A 19395-nucleotide genomic window follows, 5' to 3' on the forward strand; every position below is an offset into this window, starting at 1 on the left:
GCCCGGCCGGGGCGGCGGGCCTACCGTCGGCATCAGCACGCGTTGATCCGCCAGCGGAAAGCGACGGTACGCCCATGCGCGAGGTCGATGTCGCGGTGATCGGGGCCGGCCCGACGGGCCTGTTCGCCGCGTACTACGCCGGGTTCCGGGGGCTGTCCGTGGCGGTGGTCGACGCGCTGCCCGAGCCGGGCGGGCAGATCACCGCGATGTACCCGGAGAAGCTGATCCTCGACGTCGCCGGCTTCCCCGCCGTCAAGGGGCGGGACCTGGTGGCCAACCTGGTCGCCCAGGCCGCGCCGTTCCAGCCGGAGTACCTGCTCGGCACCCGGGCCGAGAAGCTCGCCCACGTCGACGGCCGCCCGGTGCTCGGGCTCGCCGGCGGTGACCGGCTGCGCTGCGGCGCGGTGGTGGTCACCGGCGGGCTGGGCAGCTTCACCCCCCGCCCGCTGCCGGTGGCGGAGAGCTTCGTCGGCGGCGGGATCGTCTACTTCGTGCCGGAGCCGGCGGCGCTGGCCGACCGGGACGTGCTGATCGTCGGCGGCGGGGACTCGGCCTTCGACTGGGCGCTGACCCTGCAACCGCTGGCCCGCTCGGTGACGCTGGTGCACCGGCGGGAGCGGTTCCGGGCGCACGCGGCGACGGTCTCCCGGGTGCTGGCCCTGCCGGTACGGGTGATCGTCAACGCCGAGCTGACCAGGCTGCACGGGGACGTGACGGTGACCGCCGCCGAGATCACCGTGCGCGGCGGCGCCGCGGAGACCCTGCCGGTCGGCGCGGTGGTGGCGGCGCTGGGCTTCACCGCCGACCTCGGCCCGCTGGCCGAGTGGGGGCTGCGGCTGGACCGCCGGCACATCGTGGTCGACAGCGCGATGGCGACCAACCTGCCGCGGGTCTTCGCCGCCGGGGACATCACCGAGTACCCGGGCAAGGTGCGCCTGATCGCCACCGGCTTCGGCGAGGCGGCCACCGCGGTCAACAACGCCGCCGTCGCCATCGACCCGACCGCCCACCTCTTCCCCGGCCACTCCTCCGACGCCGGCTGAGCCGGCCACCCTCCACTCCCCGTCGATCTTGCAGTTTCGGCCTCCGTTTTGCCCCTTTGCTCCAGCTTCGCCCGGGCCGCAAGTGCAAGATCGCGAGGGGAGGGGGAAGGGGGAGGGGGAGTGGGGAGGGGGCCGTTCAGCGGGGCAGGCCGATGAGGTCGGCCATCAGCCCGGTCTGGTGGTCGAAGTAGGCGTCGCGGTGCGGGATCGTCCGGTTCAGCCGGCCGAACAGCTCGAAGCTGATCAACCCGAACAGCTGCGTCCAGCCGGCCATGCCCCGGGCCAGCAGCGACTCGGGCAGGCCGGGGAAGAACCCGGCGGCGATCTCGGCCAGGTCGGCGCGGACCGGCTCGGGCAGGTCGTCGGCGGGGGCGGCGAGTCGACCGTCGGCCAGCCCGTCGCGCAGGATGCCGACCATGGTCAGCGGGGGGCGTTGGGCCGGCAGGACGGTGTCGTCGGGGGCGGCATAGCCGGGCACCGGGCTGCCGTAGAGCAGCGCGTACTCGGCGGGGTGGGCGAGCGCCCAGTCCCGGGCGGCGCGGCACGCGGCGTGCCAGCGGCCGCGTAGGTCGTGGCGGTCGACGGTGGCGTCGGCGGCCTCCACCGCGTCGCCGAGCGCCTCGTACGCCTCCAGGATCAGGGCGGTGAGCAGGTCGTCGCGGCTCGGGAAGTAGCGGTAGATGGCCGAGGAGGCCATCCCCATGTCCCGGGCGACCGCCCGCAGCGAGAGGTTGGCGCCGTCGGTGGCCAGGTGGCGGCGGGCCACCGCCTTGATCTCGTCGATCATCTCGGCGCGGACCCGGGCGCGGATGGAGGAAGCGGGCATGGCGCCACTCTGCCACGGATCGGAGCGGCAATCAAAAGAGAGAGCACCGCTCTTGACGAACAGCGGGCGGGCGGTCATGCTGGTGTCGGCAAGCGAGAGCAGTGCTCTCGATCCGTATCCCCGCTTCGGAAGGCGTTTCCATGTCACTGCACGTGATCGTCGGCTCCGGCCCGGTCGGCACGGCCACCGCCCGTCTCCTCGCCGAGCGGGGCGAGCGGGTCCGGGTGGTGACCCGCCGGGGCGCCGGACCGGAGCACCCCGCCGTCGAGCGGGTCGCCGCCGACGCCGCCGACGCCGACCGGCTCACCGCGCTCACCGAGGGCGCGGACGCGCTGTACAACTGCGCGAACCCGGCCTACCACCGGTGGCCGATTGACTGGCCGCCGCTGGCCGGCGCGCTGCTCACCGCCGCCGAGCGGACCGGCGCGGTGCTCGCCACCGTCAGCAACCTCTACGGGTACGGGCCGGTCGACGGCCCGATGACCGAGCAGACCCTGCTCGCGGCCACCGGCGCCAAGGGGCGGGTGCGCAACAAGATGTGGGCCGAGGCGCTCGCCGCCCACCGGGCCGGCCGGGCCCGGGTCACCGAGGTACGCGGCTCCGACTACCTGGGCGCCGGCGCGATGTCCCTGCCGATGATGGTGCTGCCCCGGGTGCTCGCCGGGCAGCGGGTCTTCCTCCCGGTCGACTGGGACGCCCCGCACACCTGGACGTACATCCCGGACGTCGCCCGTACCCTCGTCGTCGCCGCCACCGACGCGCGGGCCTGGGGCCGGGCCTGGCACGTGCCCAGCGCGCCCGCCGCCCCCATGCGGGAGCTGGCCACCCGGGCCGCGGCGCTGGCCGGCGCTCCCGCGCCGAAGCTGACCCGGATGCCCTACCCGGTGCTCTGGCTCGGCGGCCTGGTCAACCCGTTCGTCCGGGAGCTGCGCGAGACCGCCTACCAGTTCGACCGGCCGTTCCTGATGGACTCGGCCGCCGCCGCCACCCTCGGCGTCGAACCGACCCCGCTGGACCGGTCGCTGAAGGAGACCGTGGCGGCGCTGCGCCGCTGACCCGTCCGCGTCGGCCGCGGCGAGCCCCGCCCGGGCTCAGCGGCGGGGCGCCGGGCCGAGCGCGGCGACCAGCACCGCCACCAGGGTCAGGGCCGCGCCCGCCAGCGTCGCCGGCCCCGGGTGCGAGGCCGCGGTCGGCCGGGCCAGGTCCAGCAGTACGGCGCCGACGATCTGCCCGGCGATGGTGGCCAGCCCGAGCAGCAGCACCCCGGTGAACCGGACGATGGCCGCCGCGATCGCGATGAACACGATGCCGATCGGGCCGCCCAGGTAGAGCCACGACTCGCCCGGGAGGGCGCCGGTCGGCCAACCCCGGACGGCCGCCTCGACGGCGAAGGTGACGAGCAGGGCGGCCGTGCCGACGGCGAAGTTGACCAGGGTCGCCGCCAGCGCGCTGCCCGCGGCGACCCGGACCCGGCCGTTGACCGCCTGCTGCCAGGCGATGCCGACCCCGGCCAACAGCGGCAGCAGGGCCAGCACCAGGATCCCCGGGTCGCCCAACTGGTCACCCACGGCCAGCAGGACGGCCAGCACGGTCAGCGCCGCACCGGCCAGCCGGCTCGCCGTCACCGGCTGCCGGCCGGCCGGGCCCACCCCGGCCTGGTCCACCGCGACACCGCTCGCCGACTGTCCGGCGACCACCGCCACGGTGAAGACGGCCACCCCGAGCGTGCCGACGGTGAGCCCCTGGGTGGCGACCAGGAACGCGCCGCACAACCCGCCCAGGCACTGCCAGGGCCGCAGCGAGCCGTCCCGCAGCGCCGTGCGCAGGTCGCGCAGCCCCCGCCGCCCAGCCGGGGTGGCGGGGACCAGTACCAGCAGCACCAGCAGGCCCAGCCCGAACGAGACCACCGCCGCGGCGATCCCGTCGGCCAGGCGTACGCCCAGCTCGCCGTTGATCCGGGACTGTACGGCCACGGCGACCCCCGAGGCGCTCGCCAGCCCGACCGCGGCGATCCGCCGGGACGCCGGGACGGTCGGAGGGGCCAGCGTCCCGGTCGCGCTCACTCCTGCTCGGCCAGCGGCCGCCCGTCGAAGTCGATCGCCGAGTAGAGGGCCAGCTTCTCCAGCCGGTGGTACGAGTCGATCACCCGGATGGTGCCGCTCTTGGAGCGCATCACGATCGACTGGGTGTACGCCCCGCCGGCCCGGTAGCGCACGCCGCGCAGCAGGTCGCCGGAGGTGACGCCGGTGGCCACGAAGAAGCAGTTGTCCCCGGTGACCAGGTCGTCGGTGCCGAGCACCCGGTCCAGGTCGTGCCCGGCGGCGAGCGCCTTCTCCCGCTCCTCGGCGTCGCGCGGCCAGAGCTTGGCCTGCATCGCCCCGCCCATGCACTTGAGCGCGCAGGCCGAGATGATCCCCTCGGGCGTGCCGCCGATGCCCATCAGCACGTCGACGTCGGACTCGCCCCGGGCGGCGGCGATCGAGCCGGCGATGTCGCCGTCGGAGATGAACCGGATGCCCGCCCCGGCCCGCCGGATCTGCTTGACCAGGTCCTCGTGGCGGGAGCGGTCCAGCACGCAGACCGTGACCTCGGAGACGTCGGTGCCCTTGACCTTGGCGATCCGCCGCAGGTTGTCGGCCACCCCGGCGTTGATGTCCACCACGTCGGCGTACATCGGACCGACGGCGAGCTTCTCCATGTAGAAGACGGCGCTCGGGTCGAACATCGAGCCGCGCTCGGAGACCGCGAGCACCGCCAGCGCGTTCGGCATGCCCTTGCTCATCAGCGTGGTGCCGTCGACCGGGTCCACCGCGACGTCCACCTCGGGACCGGTGCCGTCACCCACCTCTTCGCCGTTGAAGAGCATCGGCGCGTTGTCCTTCTCGCCCTCACCGATCACCACGACCCCGCGCATCGGGATCGAATTGATCAGCTTGCGCATCGCGTCGACGGCTGCCCCGTCGCCGCCCTCCTTGTCGCCCCGGCCGACCCACCGGCCCGCGGCCATCGCCGCGGCCTCGGTGACCCGGACCAGATCGAGGGCAAGGTTGCGGTCGAGATCCTGGGGGATCCGCGTCCTGGTGTTCGTCGTCATGACGGCTTCCTCCTCGCGACGTTGCGGGGTGGACCGGCAGGGTGCTGCGGTCGCCACTGCCGGCTTTGTCGCTGATCCTCACACGATGACAGGTCCGGTGCCGGGGCGGGGCGGTGGTGGGCGGGTTCGGTCACTCGCACGGCTGCGAGAATGGACCGGTGGACCCCACACAGCATGCCGACCGCGTACCCGCCGACCAGACCCCGCCCGACGGCGAGCCGCCGGTCGCCCCGACCGGGGCGACCGACACGGCGGCCGGCTCCGGCCCGTCGACCGGCCCGGCCGGCACCGGTCCGGCGGCGGAGGTCGGCGCGGCCGAGCCGGCGCTGGTGGAGACGACGGCCGGCGCGGGTGCCGGTGACCCGGCGCTGGTCGAGCCGGCGCCCGACGCCGCCCCCGTGGACGTCGACGTGCCGCCGGCGCGACCGACGGCCGGCGGGCGGCCGGCCCGTAGGGAGAAGGCCCGCTCCGAGCGGTCGCCGAAGGACATGGCGCTCTCGCTGCTGGTGCTGCTCGTCCCGATCGCCCTGCTGCTCGCCTTCTACCGGGGTTTCCTCGGTGGCGAACAGCCGACCGTGATCGACGCCGCCCCGGCCTACGAGCAGGCCCGGTCGGCGAACGCCTTCCCGGTCAGCGAGCCGGCCAGGCTCAGCTCCGGCTGGCGTACGGTCAGCGCCAGCTACCGCACGGTGGAGGGTGGCGCCAACCTGCGCGTCGGGTACCTCACGCCGGAGGGGCGGGGCGTCCAGCTGGTGCAGAGCAACGTGCCGCCGGAGAAGCTGCTGCCCGCCGAGCTGACCGCCGAAGGGCAGCCGCAGGGGCCCACCGACCTGGGCGGGCGCAGCTGGCAGCAGTACACCGGCCGGGGCAACGACCAGGCCCTGGTGCTGCTCGAACCGAACCGGACCATCCTCGTCGTCGGCGACGCCGGGGACAACGAGCTGCGGCAGCTCGCCGGCTCGCTGAGGTAGGGCCCCCGGCGGCGGTGTTCCACCAGGTGGACCGGACAGGGATTGCCGAACGCGGCGTCAGGGAACAGAAGGTACGCGACCTCGCCGGCTCGATCCGTCGGCCGGACGGGACTCGTGCGCCAGGGCAGGTGCAAGGCCCCGACGCCACGCTTCCGGCGCCCCAGCGGGCCGGACGACCCACTTGAGAGGTTCTCGTGACCATTCGACGCTTCAGTGCGGCGGTCTTCGCGGCGACGCTGCTCACCCCCGGTCTGGCCGCCTGCAACGCCAGCGGGACGGGTGACCCGGCAGCGTCCGGCTCCGCGACGCCAGCCGCGTCCGGCTCGGCCATCGCCCCGAGCGGTGACGCCGACGCCAAGCAGGCCCTGCTCAACTCCACCAACGAGATCAGGAACGGCAACTTCCGGTTCACCATGTCCGGCGCCGGTTCGACCGCCGAGGGGCAGGTGCACGAGCCGAGCCAGAGCGCCGAGATGCGCGTGCTGATCGGTGACGCGTCCTCGGACCTGTCGATGAAGCTCGACCTGATCCACGCCAAGCCGGACAGCTGGGTGAAGCTGGAGCTCGGCGGCAGGTCCGCCGGCACCATTCCCGGCGCGCAGAAGCTCAACCTCGGCAAGTACCAGCACCTCGACCAGACCCGGATCAAGGGCAACAAGGCGCTGGGCTTCGACTTCGACAAGATCGACCCGGCCGGCAGCGAGGTGCTGACCCAGGGCATCACCGAGGTCCGGCAGACCGGCGAGGGCGCCTACGCCGGCACGCTCGACGTGTCGAAGGCGGCCGAGGCCGGCTCGGTGGACCAGTCCGTGATCACCGCACTCGGCCAGCAGGCCAGGTCGGTGCCGTTCACCGCCAAGCTGGACCCGCAGGGCCGGCTCAGCGAGATGGTGATCCAGATTCCGGCCGCCGGCCAGAACGCCGCGCAGGACATCAAGGTCACCTACACCGACTACGGCAACGCCACCGCCGCGCAGAAGCCGCCGGCCGACCAGGTGGTCGAGGCGCCCCAGGAGTTCTACAACCTGTTCAACTGAAGCCGTCGACGGGGCGGCGGGGCGGCTCTCGGCCGTCCCGCCGCTGCCCGGGCGGGACCCGCGTCAGGAGTCGGCGGCCTGGCGGGCGGCGTCGATCCGGGCCCGGGCCCCGTCCAGCCAGCGCTGGCAGACCTCGGCCAGCTTCTCGCCGCGCTCCCAGAGCGCCAGCGACTCCTCCAGCGAGGTGCCACCGGCCTCCAGCTTCTCCACCACCTGGGCCAGCTCGGCGCGGGCCTGCTCGTAGCTGAGCTGCTCGTCCCTGGTCTCGTCGGTCATCGCACCCATCCCACCACACTCCTCAGCCGTCGACGGTCGCGGTCAGCTCGCCGTCGGCGAGGCGTACCCGCAGCGGATCACCCTTGGCCACCTCGGCGGCGGCGCGTACGACATGGCCGTCGGCGCGCTGCACGATCGCGTACCCCCGGTCGAGGGTGGCCGCGGGGGACAGGGCGCGCAGCCGGGCCAGGGTGTGCCGCAGGTCGTCGGCGGCGGCCCCGAGGCGATGGTCGAGGCAGCGGCCCGTGCGGTCCCGCAGTGCGCTCACCTCGGCGGCCCGCTGGTCGACCATCACCTGTGGGCGGGCCAGCACCGGTCGGGAGCGGAGCAGGTCGAGCCGGTGCGACTCGCGGTCGACCAGGTTGCGGACCGCGCGTTCCAGCCGGGACCGGGCCTGGCCGATCAGGCGGACCTCCTCGGTGAGGTCGGGCACGACCCGCTTGGCCGCGTCGGTCGGCGTGGACGCGCGGACGTCGGCGACGTAGTCGACCAGCGGGGCGTCCGTCTCGTGGCCGATCGCGCTGACCACCGGCGTACGGCAGGCGAAGACCGCCCGGCACAGCGCCTCGTCGGAGAAGGGCAGCAGGTCCTCAATGCCACCGCCGCCCCGGGCCAGGATGATCACGTCGATGCTCGGGTCGGCGTCGAGCACCTTCAGCGCGTCGACGATCTGCGGCACCGCGCTCGGGCCCTGCACCGCCACGTTGACCGTGCGGAACTCCACCGCCGGCCAGCGACGCCGGGCGTTGGTGAGCACGTCCCGCTCGGCCGCCGAGGCGCGGCCGGTGATCAGGCCGACCCGGCCGGGCAGGAACGGCGGGCGGCGCTTGCGGGCCCGGTCGAACAGCCCCTCCGCGGCGAGCAGCTTCTTGAGCTTCTCCAGCCGGGCCAGCAGCTCGCCGAGCCCCACCTGGCGGATCTCGTCGGCGCGCAGGCTCAGCGTGCCCCGGGCCGCGTAGAACTCCGGCTTGGCGTGCAGCACCACCCGGGCACCCTCGCGCAGCTCCGGCGCGCCCGAGTCGAGCACGTCCCGGTTGGTGGTGACGGTCAGGCTCAGGTCGGCGGACGGGTCGCGCAGGGTGAGAAAGACGGTGCTCGCGCCGGGGCGGCGGCTGATCTGCGCCACCTGCCCGTCCACCCAGACCCAGCCGAGGCGGGCGATCCAGGCTCCGACCTTCTGGCTGACCACCCGGACCGGCCAGGGCTCCTCGGGGGTGCTGCGCGGGGCGTCGGTCACCCGCCCACCCTACGGTCAGGCTCCGACGACCAGCGGGAGCCCCGACAGCGCGTGCCGCTCGCCGGGGCGGGCGGTGAGCACCATGGCGCGCATCCTCTCGTACCCGAAATGTGGTTTTCGGATGGTGGCCGGTGGCCCTGCGCGCATGCCGGTCCGCCCATTCTGTCAGTCCGCGACCCCGGCTGTGGTACGGGTCGCAGCCGCTGCCGCCGGAAAACCCGGCACGTACGATGGACGGGTGACCCAGGCTGAGACGACCCCCCGGACCGGCAAGCGCGTGCTCCTGGCCAGCCCCCGCGGCTACTGCGCGGGCGTCGACCGGGCGGTGCAGACCGTGGAGGAGGCGCTCAAGCTCTACGGCGCCCCGATCTACGTGCGCAAGGAGATCGTGCACAACAAGCACGTGGTGCGGACCCTGGAGGCCAAGGGCGCGGTCTTCGTCGAGGAGAACGCGGAGGTGCCGGAGGGCGCCACCGTCATCTTCTCCGCGCACGGCGTCGCCCCGGAGGTCTACGAGCAGGCGAAGGCGCGCTCGCTGAAGGCGATCGACGCGACCTGCCCGCTGGTGACCAAGGTGCACCAGGAGGCGAAGCGGTTCGCCGCCGAGGACTACGACATTCTGCTGATCGGCCACGAGGGGCACGAGGAGGTCGTCGGCACCGCCGGCGAGGCCCCCGCGCACATCCAGCTGGTGGACGGCCCCGACGGCGTCGACAAGGTCACCGTGCGGGACCCGAACAAGGTCGTCTGGCTCTCCCAGACCACCCTGTCGGTGGACGAGACGCTGGAGACCGTGGCCCGGCTCAAGTCTCGGCTGCCGCTGCTCCAGTCGCCGCCCAGCGACGACATCTGCTACGCCACCTCCAACCGCCAGCACGTGGTCAAGGAGATCGCCCCCGACTGCGACGTGGTGATCGTCGTCGGCTCGCGCAACTCCTCCAACTCGGTGCGGCTGGTCGAGGTCGCGCTGGACGCCGGCGCCCGCGCCGGGCATCTGGTCGACTTCGCGCACGAGATCGACGACGCCTGGCTGACCGGCGCCGGCACCGTCGGCGTCACCTCCGGCGCGAGCGTGCCGGACGAACTGGTGCAGGACGTGCTGGCCCACCTCGCCGGGCGGGGATTCACCGACGTCGAGGAGATCACCACCGCCGACGAGCGGTTGACCTTCTCGCTGCCGCAGGAGCTCAAGCGCGACATGAAGGCCGCCGCCGCGCGGGCCTGACCGGGAACGGATCACCCCTCGGGCACGTCCCAGTAGGCATGAAGACTCCTCGGATGGCCCTCGCCGCTCTGGTCGTGTGCGCGGCGCTGAGCGCCTGCGGCGGCCAGGCCGGCGGCGACCGGACGGGCACCACCAGCCCCTCGGAGGGATCGCCGGTGACCAGTTCGCCCAGCACGGACCCGGCGGAGCCGGTCGACCCGGCAGCGCCGCTGCCGACCGTCCCGCCGACCGTGGGTGCGCCGACCGCCGTGCCGCCGACGAAGCGGCCGCCGGTCGGCCCCGGCCGCCCGCCCGGCCCGGGCGCCACCACGATCACCGGCACCGTGCAGCCCGGGGTGGAGCCGAACTGCCTGCTGGTCGACGGCTACCAGCTCATCGGCGGCCCACGGGACGTCCTCACCGTGGGCGCCAGGGTCACCGTCACCGGCCAGCCCCAGCCGGACATGATGACCACCTGCCAGCAGGGCACCCCGTTCGTGGTCGAGTCCGCGAAACGGGCCTGACCCTCCCCGGCCACGACGGACGAGAGGCCCGCCCCCCTTCGGGGACGGGCCTCTCGTCTCGGTCGGTGCCGGTCAGTTGACCGCCTGCACCACCACGTCACCGCTGCCGATGAGGATGTTGGTGTCGGTACGCACCACGACGTTGCCGTAGAGCACCCGGCCGCTCTCCGGCGCGACCTTCGCCGTCACCGAACCGGACACCTCCCACGACGTGCCCGTCTGTCGCGGGGCGTTGGCGTCGGTCACCGTCACCGAGCCGAAGGCCGGGTTGGTGAAGACGTCGATGTAGTTGAAGCTGGTCGAGCCCGCGGGGACCGCATAGCCCTCGACCCGCACCTTCCAGGCACCCGGTGCCGGGTTGGCGAGGGTCACCGACTCCTCGGAGTCGCCGTCGGCGCTCCTGCCGGCCTCGACGCACGTCCCCGACGTGCAGTTCAGCACGTACAGGTCGAGGTCGGCCCCCGGGTCGGAGGTGCCGCCGATGGTCGCCCGCAGCTGGGTCGAACCGGGCGCCACCGTCAGGTCGTACTCCTTGGTCTCCTGGGCGCCGATGGTGAACGGCCCCCGCCGGGCGCTGCCCAGCGAGCCGCCGCCGACCGCCCGGCCGGTGAACGCGCCGAGCGTGCTGGTCAGGGTGTACGACCGGGCGACCGGCGCGCCGGCCGGAGCGGAGGCGATCACGTCCGGGTCGGGGGAGACGGTCGCGCCGAGCGCCGAGGCGGTCAGCGTGAACGAGGTCCACTCCGCGTCCGAGGTACGCCGACCGTCCACGGTGACCTCCCAGACGCCGGCCAACGGGTTGGCCGTGGTGCGGCTGTTGGGCGAGCCGGTGGCGCAGACGCCCGCGGTCGGCGAGTAGCAGGAGGTCGACGCGTTGTTGTCGATCGCCACACCGTACGGGTGGTAGCGCAGGAACCGGGCCTGGCCGGTGCCCGCCGCCCCGCTCGGGCCGGTGAAGTCCACCTTGAGCGCCGGCGTGCCGGCCGGCACCTTGAAGAAGTAGTGCAGGGACTGGTTGCGCCCGACCTTGTCGGTGATCTGCACCTGGTAGTTGGCGGTCGGCTCGAAGGTGTACGGCGCGATCACCGTGTTCATGGTCTGGTGATCGATGCCGGTGGTCGCCGGGTCGTCGAGCCGCAGGACCGCCGAGTGCGCGCCCGGGGTCGCCGGGTTGATCGTCACCGCGACGGTGACCGGCTTGTTCAGCGGCAGCGCGACCGACGACTGCGCCGCGAACGTGCCGTCGTTGCCGACCCAGGACAGGTCGTACGTCACCGGCTTCGTGCCGCCGCTGGTGCGGGTGAAGGTGTACGTGCGGGTGTACTCCCGCCCGACGGTCACGCCCTCCCGGTCGTAGATGCCGACACCCACGCCCGGCTTGGCGAGGAAGCCGGAGAGCACGGTGCTCACCGGCACCGAGGAGGTGATGTCGACCGTCCTGATGTTCTTGCGCAGCTGCTCGTAGGCCGCCTTCACGTCGATCAGGCCGGCGCCCTGCTCGTAGGTCCCGGTGTTGTCGATGAACCGGGCCGAGGACATCATGGCCTGCCGGAGCTGGGCCGGCTTGCGCTGGAAGCCCTGGGCCTTGGCGGCGCCGACGAGCAGCGCCCCGGCGCCCGCCGCCTGCGGCGAGGCCATCGACGTGCCGTTGAACATCGCGTACCCCGGGGGCAGCGGGTAGGTGCCGGCGACCGGCCCGCCCGGCTGCCAGGTGGGGATCGTCGAGATCGCCGAACCGGGCGCGATCACGTTGGGCTTGAAGCCGCCGTCCTCACGCGGGCCGCGCGAGCTGTAGTAGTGCAGGCTCTCCGCGTACGGCGAGCTGGAGCCGTAGTTGGCCCGCCAGGTGGCGTCGGTGACGTACGAGCCGATGCTCATCACCCGCTCGGCCACCGAGGGGTCGCCGACGGTGTTGGCGCCCGGCCCGCTGTTGCCGGCGGAGATGAACATCTGCACGTCGTACTGGTCGATGAGCCGGTTGTAGAGCAGCGCACGGGTGTTGTTGCCGTCGTTGAGCGAGGGCAGACCGCCGATCGACATGTTGATGACGTCGACGTTCGCCTGCTTCGCGGCGTAGATCATGCCCTCGATGAGCGCGCTGGAGGTGCAGCCGGCCACGAACATGCAGACCCGGACGGAGACCAGCTTGGCGCCGGGGGCGGCGCCGGTCATCGCACCGCCGAAGAGGCCGTTGCCGGCGGTGATGCCGGCGACGTGGGAGCCGTGGGCGCCGGAGACGATGCCGATGTTGACGAACTTGTCCTTGCCGTTCACCTGGACGACGAAGGGCATCGACTCGTTGATGTCGGTCGCCGGGTTGTCCGTGCCGAAGGTCCCCACGTCGTTGCGGACCTTGTAGTCGGCCATCGCGGCCTGGTCGGCGAAGGAGCCGTTCTGGTTGGTGTCGACCCAGACGGTGCTGCCGCCGTCCCAGAGCACGCCGAACCGGCCGCTGCTGCCGGCCGGGTTGCCGTCCCGGTTGACGTCGTTGCCGACCTCGCCGCCGAGGTTGGGGTCGCGCTCGTCGAACACGCCGAAGCGGTACGAGCCGGAGCCCGGGGCCGTCCACGTCCGGCCGTCCGCCGCGAAGCTCGGGCCGGACACCTTGCTGGTCATGCTGATCCAGGTCGGGTCGGCGTCGTCGGTCGGGTGGGTGGCGGTGACCCAGTCGACGATCTTGCGCTCGCCGGTGGTGGTCTTCTGCAACGCCGGGTGCGACAGGTCGATGCCGGTGTCGAGGATGCCGACGGTCACGCCGCGCCCGTCGAGCGTCGGGTTGGCCGCCGTGAACTGGGCCGCCCCCATGTCGCCGATCGGCATGTACGGGTTGACCGCAGGAGTGCCGGGCCCGGGCGCGGGCTGCGCCGCCACCGGCTCGGCCGCCTCCGGCCGCGGGTCGGGCAGCGGCACCGACGCGTCGATCTCCGCCGCCTGCACGCCGTCCAGTCGCGCGACCCGGTCGGCCCGCTCGGTGGCCACCTCGGCCCGCAGGTAGCCCAGGTCGTCGTCACGGTAGAGGACGGTGGCGCCGAGCCCGGCGAGGCGGTCGGCGGCGGTGGCGGACTGACCGTCCCGGGCGCCGATCAGCACGGTGACCGTCTTGCGGCCCGCGGCCTTCGCCTCGGCGAGGCGGTCCTGGTCGGTGGGGGTCCAGCCGGTGCCGCTCTTGACTACCGCGGTGGCCGGCTCGGCGCTGGCCGGGGTGCCGACGAACGCCAGGGTCACGGCGCCGGCGGTGACCGCCGACGCGACGAGCGCGGCCGAGGTACGGCCGCGCCTGATCGGGGGTTTGCTCACGTCTCTTCCTCCGAAGGGAGAGCGAGGGGCACTGGCAGAGCCAGGGCGGGGGGATGCGACGGCACGGTCGGTTGACGCGGGCCGCCGTCACTACCTCAGCGACAGGTGTGACAGCGGCGTTACGCGGACGACCGCCGTGGTAACGGCGGCGCGGACGGTTGCCCGGCGGCAAACATAAAAGGGACAGGTCATGGCCGTCGATCGTCCGATCGTCCAGCAGACCGCGCCGCTTCGGGCAGCGGTCTCCGTTTCGGGTCGCGGGGTGGCCGTGACCGTGTCAGACGGAGGGCGCCGGCCACCGCGCAGGAGCCCGCCCCCAATGGACCGGGGACGGGCTCCTGATGGTGCTCAGGCGGTCGACCGACCGCCGGGTGTTCAGTTCACCGCGCCGACCGAGACCGAGCCGCGGCCGACGACCGCGCCCTCGGTGGTGGTGACGGCCAGGTCGCCGTAGAGCTCCCGGCCGGCGGTCGGGGCGGACAGGGCGGTCACCGTACCGGTGAGGGTGGCGGTGTCGCCGTTGTCCAGCGGGAGCGGGGTGGTCGGGGCGGACAGCGTGCCCAGCGACGGCGCCGAGAACGAGTCCCGGTAGTCGTAGGCGGTGCTGGTGCCCGGACCGTCGACGGCGTACCCGTCGATCACGACCCGGTAGGTGCCGGCGGCCGGGTTGGTCAGGGTGACCGCCTCCTCCGAGTCACCGTCGGCCGAGCGGCCCACCCGGGTGGCGCCCAGGAAGACCGACAGGTCCAGGTCGGCCCCGAGGTTGGCGGTGTTGCCGATCCGGGCCGTGAAGCTGGTCGTCCCGGCCGGCACCGTCACCGTGTACTCCTGCTGCGCGCCCTCGGCGATGGTCGGCCGCTCGGCGTGCACGCTGGCCAGCGGGCCGCCCTGGCCGGTCACCGCGACCGGGCCGAAGGTGTTGGCCAGGTCCCAGGTCACTTCGGTCGGGGTGCCGGCGGTCACCGACGGCAGCTCGATCACGGCCGGTTCGACCTGGACGCCCTGCACCCGCGCCTGGAGCTGGAACGGGTTGTTCAGCGACGGCGACGTGCGCCGGGCCTCCACCTCGATCTCCCAGACACCCGGGATCGGGTTCTGGTAGTCCCGCTCCTGTGGCTTGCAGACCGCCGGGTCGGAGAAGTTGGTGTAGCAGGCGGTGCTGGCGGTGCTCTCCACCGGGATGCCGTACGGGTTGACGGCGATGAACCGGGTCTGCGAGCCGGTGGCGATGCCGGAGAGGTTGACCTGGAGCGCGCCCGCCCCGGCCGGCACCGTCACGAAGTACGAGATGAAGCTGTTCCGGTCGACCGAGCCCTCGGTCGAGTAGGCGTAGGCCGGCTTCTTCACGTCGTTGGCGGCGACCACCACGGTGGAGACCTCGAAGTCGACCACGTTGGTGGCCGGGTCGTCGATGGTCATCAGCGCGCCGTGCGCACCGTCGGTACGCGGCTCGGCGACCACGTTGATGGTGACGGCCTTGTTCAGCGGCAGCACGACCGACCGCGGCGCGGTGAAGGTGCCGTCGTTGCCGCGCAGTTCGACGTCGTGCCGGACGGCGCCGGACGGGCCGCTGGTACGGGTGACCTTGACCTTGTACGTCTTCGTCTGGTTGACCTTCTGGCCGCCCTGCCCGGAGGCGCAGCGGTTGTAGACGCCGGTGCCCCGGTCCGGGTTCGGCACGAACTTGCCGGTGCCCGCGTCGTAACGGGTCAGGTTCTTCGACAGCTCGGTGCAGACCGGCGCGTCGGAGGTGTACGAGCGGGCCTGGACGCCCTCGCTGAGCAGCGCCCAGGCGCCGGGCACGTCGAGCATGCCGTAGCCCTGCGCGTACGTGGCGACGTCCGCGATCGGCTTGGCCGAGGAGTAGACCGCCCGGCGCAGCGCGGCCGGGCTGACCCCCTGGTCGTTCGCCCTGGCCGCGGAGAGCAGCAGCGCGGCGGCGCCGGTGGCCTGCGGGGAGGCCATCGAGGTGCCGTTGAGCATCTGGTAGCCCGGCGGCAGCGGGTAGCCGGCCTCGGCGACCGGGACGCCCGGCTGCCAGGTCGGCGCGGTGGAGATCGCCGAGCCGGGGGCGGCGATGTTCGGCTTGAAACCGCCGTCCTCACGCGGGCCGCGCGAGGAGAAGTTGAACAGCGCGTTGTCCTTGCGGACGGCAGAGCCGTAGTTGGCCAGCCAGGTGTCCCTGCTGATGCTGGCCGCGACGCTGACCACGTTGGACGCCACCGACGGGTCGCCGACGGTGTTCAGGCCCGGGCCGGAGTTGCCCGCCGAGATGAACAGCTGCACGCCGTAGCTGGTGATCAGGTCGTTGTAGAGCTGGGCGCGGGCGTTGGAGCCGTCGTTCACCGCCGGCAGGCCGCCGATCGACATGTTGACCACGTCGACCCTGCGGTTGATCACCAGGTCGGCCATGCCGGTGGTGAGCGCGGCGGCGGTGCAGCCGCCGCCCCAGGAGCAGGCCCGGGCGGAGACCAGCTTGGCGCCGGGCGCCGCGCCGTCGAAGGCGCTGTTGCCCAGCATGTCGTTGGCGGCGGTGATGCCGGCGACGTGCGTGCCGTGGGTCGACTCGATGATGCCGATGTTGACGTAGTCCCAGGTGCCCGGGATGCCGATCGGCGAGGTGTCGACGTTGCGGCGGAACTCCACCACGAACGGCATCTGGTCGCGGACGGCGGTGGCCGGGTTGTCCGTGCCGAAGTGCCCGACCTGGAACTTCTCCTTGTACGGCCGCATCAGCTCGTCGTCGGTGAAGTCCTTGTTCTGATTGACGTCGACCCGGATATCGCCGTTGACGGGGTTGTAGAGGATGCCGAACGTGTCGGTAATGTCGCCGTCGCGGTTGACGTCACCGGCCGGGTCGCTGCCCCGCGTGATCGACTCGCTGAAGGTGGCGAACCGGTAGGTGCCGGCCGGGGCCGTCCAGGCGGTGGTGCCGATGGTGAAGGTCGGGCCGGTCACCTCGGTGTTCATCCGACGCCAGGTGGCGTCCTCCAACGGGTCGGTCGCGGTGACCCAGTCGACGATCTTGCGCTCGCCCGTGGTGGTCTTCTGCAGCGCCGGTTGGTCGAGGTCCACACCGGTGTCCATGATCCCGATGGTGACCCCGCGCCCGTCCCACTCGGGGTGGGCGGCCTTGAAGGCCTCGGCGCCGGTCTCGTTGGTCGGCATGTACGGGTTGACCCCGCCGGTGCCGGCACCCGGGCCGGCCAGGGTCTCGCCCTGCTCGGCGGCCTCGGCGCCGGCGGGCGCGGTCTCGGGGGCCGGGTCGGGGAGCTGGATGGTCTCGTCGAGGTCGACCGCCGCGACGCCGGGGAGCGTGGCGGCCTTCAGCACCTTCGCGGTGGGGACCTTGGCCAGCACGTAGCCGATGGAGTCGAAGCGCTGGCTGACCGTGCCGCCGAGGTCCTTCAGCGCGGCGGCGACGTCCTTCGCCTCACCCTTCTCGGTTGCGACGATCAGGGTGACGGTCGGCGCGTGCTTCGCCTCGGCCTCGGCGAGCAGCTTGGCGTCGTGCGAGCCCAGCGCCTCAACGGCGTTGGCCGGGGCGTCGGGGGATGCGGGAGCGGCGCTCGCGGTGGCGGCGCTACCCGCGCCGGTCATGGCGCCGGCAGCCACGACCGAGGCGAAGAGCCCGGCGGAGGTACGCCGGCTCAGGTTGCGGGGTTTGCTCACGTTCTCTTTCCTCCAGAGAACAGGGCCCTGAGATGACAGGGCACGCGTGAGCAAAATCCTTTGTGCTGCGTAGTGGCGGTGTCACTACCGGGCAGTACCTTGTGACCACTTCGTGATACGCGGGGGTGCGCGCTGTCACACGGGTGCCATCAGCCGACCCGGTCCACCGTGGAGGTGCCGTCCGACAGCTCCGGGGCCTGCGGCTGCCGGGGCGCCACCTCCACCTGGGCCGGGGTCGCCAGCTCCTGGTCGGAGACCCCCAGCTCGGCCAGCTTGCGGGCGCTGACCAGCACCCGCGCCTCCAACGAGCCCACCGCCCGGTTGTACGCGGTCACCGCCCCGCCCAGCGACGTGCCGAGCTTGCCGACGTGGTCGCCCAGGGTGGACAGTCGCCCGTACAGCTCGCGGGCGAGCGAGTGGACGGCGACCGCGTTGCGGGCCAGCGCCTCCTGCCGCCAGGAGTAGGCGACCGTGCGCAGCAGGGCCACCAGGGTGGCCGGGGTGGCCAGCACCACGTCGCGGGCGAAGGCGTGCTCCAGCAGCGTCGGGTCGCGCTGCAACGCCACGTCCAGGAACGGGTCGGCCGGCACGAAGAGCACGACGAACTCGGGGGTGGAGTCGAAGGCCGCCCAGTACGACTTGGCGGCCAGCGCGTCGACGTGCGCCCGCAGGTGCCGCGCGTGGGCGTCGAGGTGGGTGTCCCGCCCCCGCTCGTCGCGGGCCTCCATCGCGGTCAGGTAGGCGTCGAAGGGCGCCTTGGCGTCCACCACCACCGTCCGGCCCCCGTGCAGCCGGACCACCAGGTCGGGGCGTACCCCCTGGTGGTCGGTGGCGGCGGTGACCTGCTCGTTGAAGTCGCAGTGCTCCAGCATGCCGGCGGCCTCGACGATCCGGCGCAGCTGGTGCTCGCCCCAGCGGCCCCGCACCTGCGGCGCCCGAAGCGCCGCCACCAGCTGCTTGGTCTCGGTGCGCAGCTCGCCGGAGACCGTGCTCATCGCGCGGACCTGCTCGCGCAGCTCGGCGTACGCGTCGACCCGGTCGCGCTCCAGCTCGCCCACCCGCTGCTCGTAGCGGCGCAGGGTGTCGTGCAGCGGGGCCACCGCCCGCGCGACCGCCTCCTGCGACTGGGCGGTCGCCTCGTAGCTGAGCGCCCGCATCGACTGCTCCAGCCGCCCCTCGCCCTCGCGGGTGGCCGCCAGGGTCGCCTCCAGCCGGGCGATCTCGGTGGCCGACCGGGCCCGGGCGGCGTACCAGCCCACGGCGCCGCCCGCGGCCAGGCAGACGACCACCACGGCCAGCGTCGAGAAGTCCATCACCCGAGCTTGCCAAACGCGTACGACTCGACGCCTGCGGGTACGTTCAGCGGCATGGAACTTCTGCTCGTGGTCGTCCTGGTGGCCCTCCTGGCCGGCGGCTTCTTCTGGTGGCAGCGGGAACGGGCCGCCCGGGACGCGCGCAGCCTCGCCGACGTGCGCGCCGACGCCCAGCGCTGGTACGAACGCCTCGGTGGCCAGGTGATGAACCTGCACGGCGACGACCCGGCCGTACGCCAGGCACTGGTCGACGCGGCGGAGCGCTACAACGCCGCCGGCAGCCAGCTGGAGCAGGCCGGGACGATCCAGCAGTACCGGCTGGCCCGGGAGACCGCGCTGGAGGGGCTGGCGTACGCCCGGGCGGCCCGGGTGGCGCTCGGCCTGGACCCGGGGCCGGAGCTGCCCCCGCTGGCCGCCGCGCAGGGCACCGGCGAGCTGACCAGGGAACGCCAGGTGCAGGTGCAGGGGCAGACCTTCAAGGCCGGCCCGCAGCCCGGCCGGGACACGCCGTACTACTACCCCGGCGGGCGCCTCCAGGGGCGGCCGGTGCCGGCCGGCTGGTACTCGACGCCGTGGTGGAAGACCGCGCTGGGCGCGGGCGCCGGAGTGCTCGGCGGGATGCTGATCGCCGACGCGCTCTTCTCGCCGGCCTTCGCCGACCCGGGCTACGGCGCCGAGGCCGGTTACCAGGAGGGCTTCGGCGACGGCGCCGACCAGGGCGCCGGGGACCAGGGCGCGGACTACGGCGACCAGGGCGACTTCGGCGGCGGCGACCAGGCGGCCGACTTCGGCGGCGGTGATTTCGGCGCGGGGGACTTCGGCGGCGGGGACTTCGGCGGCGGTGATTTCGGCGGCGGTGACTGGTGACCGCCGGCTGAGCGGCACGCGACGGGCCCCGGTC

At 73.3% G+C, this 19395-nt stretch carries 15 protein-coding genes; 7 read left to right on the top strand and 8 right to left on the bottom strand.

Features of this window, described 5'->3' with window-relative positions; genetic code table 11:
* Nucleotides 1–74 precede the first annotated feature (74 nt).
* Complete coding sequence (locus AB0I41_RS01620) at nt 75–1043, top strand: NAD(P)/FAD-dependent oxidoreductase (RefSeq protein WP_357100606.1); 969 nt, start codon at nt 75–77, stop codon at nt 1041–1043.
* A 136-nt stretch (nt 1044–1179) separates the two neighbouring features.
* On the opposite strand, the gene AB0I41_RS01625 is transcribed toward AB0I41_RS01620, so the two are convergent.
* Nucleotides 1180–1869 carry a TetR/AcrR family transcriptional regulator gene (locus AB0I41_RS01625; RefSeq protein ID WP_357100609.1) on the bottom strand — a complete coding sequence of 230 codons (690 nt, stop codon included), beginning with the start codon at nt 1867–1869 and terminating at the stop codon, nt 1180–1182.
* 140 nt (nt 1870–2009) lie between these two features.
* Here AB0I41_RS01625 and AB0I41_RS01630 point away from each other — a divergent pair, with 140 nt between their 5' ends.
* Nucleotides 2010–2924 (top strand): NAD-dependent epimerase/dehydratase family protein, encoded by a 915-nt coding sequence (locus AB0I41_RS01630; RefSeq protein WP_357100612.1) that lies wholly within the window; start codon nt 2010–2012, stop codon nt 2922–2924.
* A gap of 36 nt (nt 2925–2960) precedes the next feature.
* On the opposite strand, the gene AB0I41_RS01635 is transcribed toward AB0I41_RS01630, so the two are convergent.
* Both AB0I41_RS01635 and glpX read right to left on the bottom strand, forming a co-directional pair.
* Nucleotides 2961–3932, bottom strand: a complete 972-nt coding sequence (locus AB0I41_RS01635) for a DMT family transporter (protein ID WP_357100615.1) — start codon at nt 3930–3932, stop codon at nt 2961–2963.
* Nucleotides 3929–4963 carry a class II fructose-bisphosphatase gene (gene glpX, locus AB0I41_RS01640; protein WP_357100618.1) on the bottom strand — a complete coding sequence of 345 codons (1035 nt, stop codon included), beginning with the start codon at nt 4961–4963 and terminating at the stop codon, nt 3929–3931. Before glpX ends, AB0I41_RS01635 begins: the two co-directional genes overlap by 4 nt.
* Nucleotides 4964–5121: 158 nt before the next feature.
* Between glpX and AB0I41_RS01645 the strand changes: the two genes are divergently transcribed.
* Nucleotides 5122–5934: a DUF4245 family protein gene (locus AB0I41_RS01645; RefSeq protein WP_357100621.1), complete on the top strand. Its 813-nt coding sequence runs from the start codon at nt 5122–5124 to the stop codon at nt 5932–5934.
* A 194-nt stretch (nt 5935–6128) separates the two neighbouring features.
* The gene (locus AB0I41_RS01650) at nt 6129–6971 is read left to right on the top strand and encodes a hypothetical protein (protein WP_357100624.1); all 843 of its coding nucleotides are present in this window, start codon (nt 6129–6131) and stop codon (nt 6969–6971) included.
* A 63-nt stretch (nt 6972–7034) separates the two neighbouring features.
* Here AB0I41_RS01650 and AB0I41_RS01655 read toward each other — a convergent pair whose 3' ends face one another.
* Together AB0I41_RS01655 and xseA are read right to left on the bottom strand one after the other, a co-directional pair.
* A complete protein-coding gene (locus tag AB0I41_RS01655) occupies nt 7035–7247 on the bottom strand; it encodes an exodeoxyribonuclease VII small subunit (RefSeq protein WP_357101193.1) in 213 nt (70 codons plus the stop codon).
* A gap of 22 nt (nt 7248–7269) precedes the next feature.
* Nucleotides 7270–8436 (bottom strand): exodeoxyribonuclease VII large subunit, encoded by a 1167-nt coding sequence (xseA, locus tag AB0I41_RS01660; protein ID WP_357101195.1) that lies wholly within the window; start codon nt 8434–8436, stop codon nt 7270–7272.
* Between the two features lie 286 nt (nt 8437–8722).
* Here xseA and AB0I41_RS01665 point away from each other — a divergent pair, with 286 nt between their 5' ends.
* Both AB0I41_RS01665 and AB0I41_RS01670 read left to right on the top strand, forming a co-directional pair.
* Complete coding sequence (locus AB0I41_RS01665) at nt 8723–9709, top strand: 4-hydroxy-3-methylbut-2-enyl diphosphate reductase (RefSeq protein WP_357100627.1); 987 nt, start codon at nt 8723–8725, stop codon at nt 9707–9709.
* 38 nt (nt 9710–9747) lie between these two features.
* Entirely contained in the window at nt 9748–10212 is a 465-nt protein-coding gene (locus tag AB0I41_RS01670) for a hypothetical protein (protein WP_357100630.1), read from the top strand.
* A 72-nt stretch (nt 10213–10284) separates the two neighbouring features.
* Here the strand turns inward: AB0I41_RS01670 and AB0I41_RS01675 are convergent, their stop codons facing one another.
* The 3 genes from AB0I41_RS01675 to AB0I41_RS01685 form a co-directional block, all read right to left on the bottom strand.
* A complete protein-coding gene (locus AB0I41_RS01675) occupies nt 10285–13509 on the bottom strand; it encodes a S8 family serine peptidase (protein WP_357100633.1) in 3225 nt (1074 codons plus the stop codon).
* Between the two features lie 375 nt (nt 13510–13884).
* Nucleotides 13885–17181, bottom strand: coding sequence for a S8 family serine peptidase (locus AB0I41_RS01680; protein WP_357100636.1), 3297 nt, complete (start codon nt 17179–17181; stop codon nt 13885–13887).
* A gap of 149 nt (nt 17182–17330) precedes the next feature.
* Nucleotides 17331–18494 carry a DNA recombination protein RmuC gene (locus AB0I41_RS01685; protein ID WP_357100639.1) on the bottom strand — a complete coding sequence of 388 codons (1164 nt, stop codon included), beginning with the start codon at nt 18492–18494 and terminating at the stop codon, nt 17331–17333.
* A gap of 54 nt (nt 18495–18548) precedes the next feature.
* Here AB0I41_RS01685 and AB0I41_RS01690 point away from each other — a divergent pair, with 54 nt between their 5' ends.
* Nucleotides 18549–19361, top strand: coding sequence for a hypothetical protein (locus AB0I41_RS01690; RefSeq protein ID WP_357100642.1), 813 nt, complete (start codon nt 18549–18551; stop codon nt 19359–19361).
* Nucleotides 19362–19395 lie beyond the last annotated feature (34 nt).

Origin of the sequence: Micromonospora sp. NPDC050200, assembly GCF_040656135.1 — a bacterium.
GTDB lineage: Bacteria > Actinomycetota > Actinomycetes > Mycobacteriales > Micromonosporaceae > Micromonospora.

What these genes read in the sequence shown, in the direction of transcription:
- AB0I41_RS01625 (WP_357100609.1), bottom strand. Translation starts at nt 1,869, where the DNA reads ATGCCCGCTTCCTCCATCCGCGCCCGGGTCCGCGCCGAGATGATCGAC.
- AB0I41_RS01620 (WP_357100606.1), top strand. Translation starts at nt 75, where the DNA reads ATGCGCGAGGTCGATGTCGCGGTGATCGGGGCCGGCCCGACGGGCCTG.
- AB0I41_RS01690 (WP_357100642.1), top strand. Translation starts at nt 18,549, where the DNA reads ATGGAACTTCTGCTCGTGGTCGTCCTGGTGGCCCTCCTGGCCGGCGGC.
- AB0I41_RS01630 (WP_357100612.1), top strand. Translation starts at nt 2,010, where the DNA reads ATGTCACTGCACGTGATCGTCGGCTCCGGCCCGGTCGGCACGGCCACC.
- AB0I41_RS01655 (WP_357101193.1), bottom strand. Translation starts at nt 7,247, where the DNA reads ATGACCGACGAGACCAGGGACGAGCAGCTCAGCTACGAGCAGGCCCGC.
- glpX (WP_357100618.1), bottom strand. Translation starts at nt 4,963, where the DNA reads ATGACGACGAACACCAGGACGCGGATCCCCCAGGATCTCGACCGCAAC.
- AB0I41_RS01685 (WP_357100639.1), bottom strand. Translation starts at nt 18,494, where the DNA reads ATGGACTTCTCGACGCTGGCCGTGGTGGTCGTCTGCCTGGCCGCGGGC.
- AB0I41_RS01670 (WP_357100630.1), top strand. Translation starts at nt 9,748, where the DNA reads ATGAAGACTCCTCGGATGGCCCTCGCCGCTCTGGTCGTGTGCGCGGCG.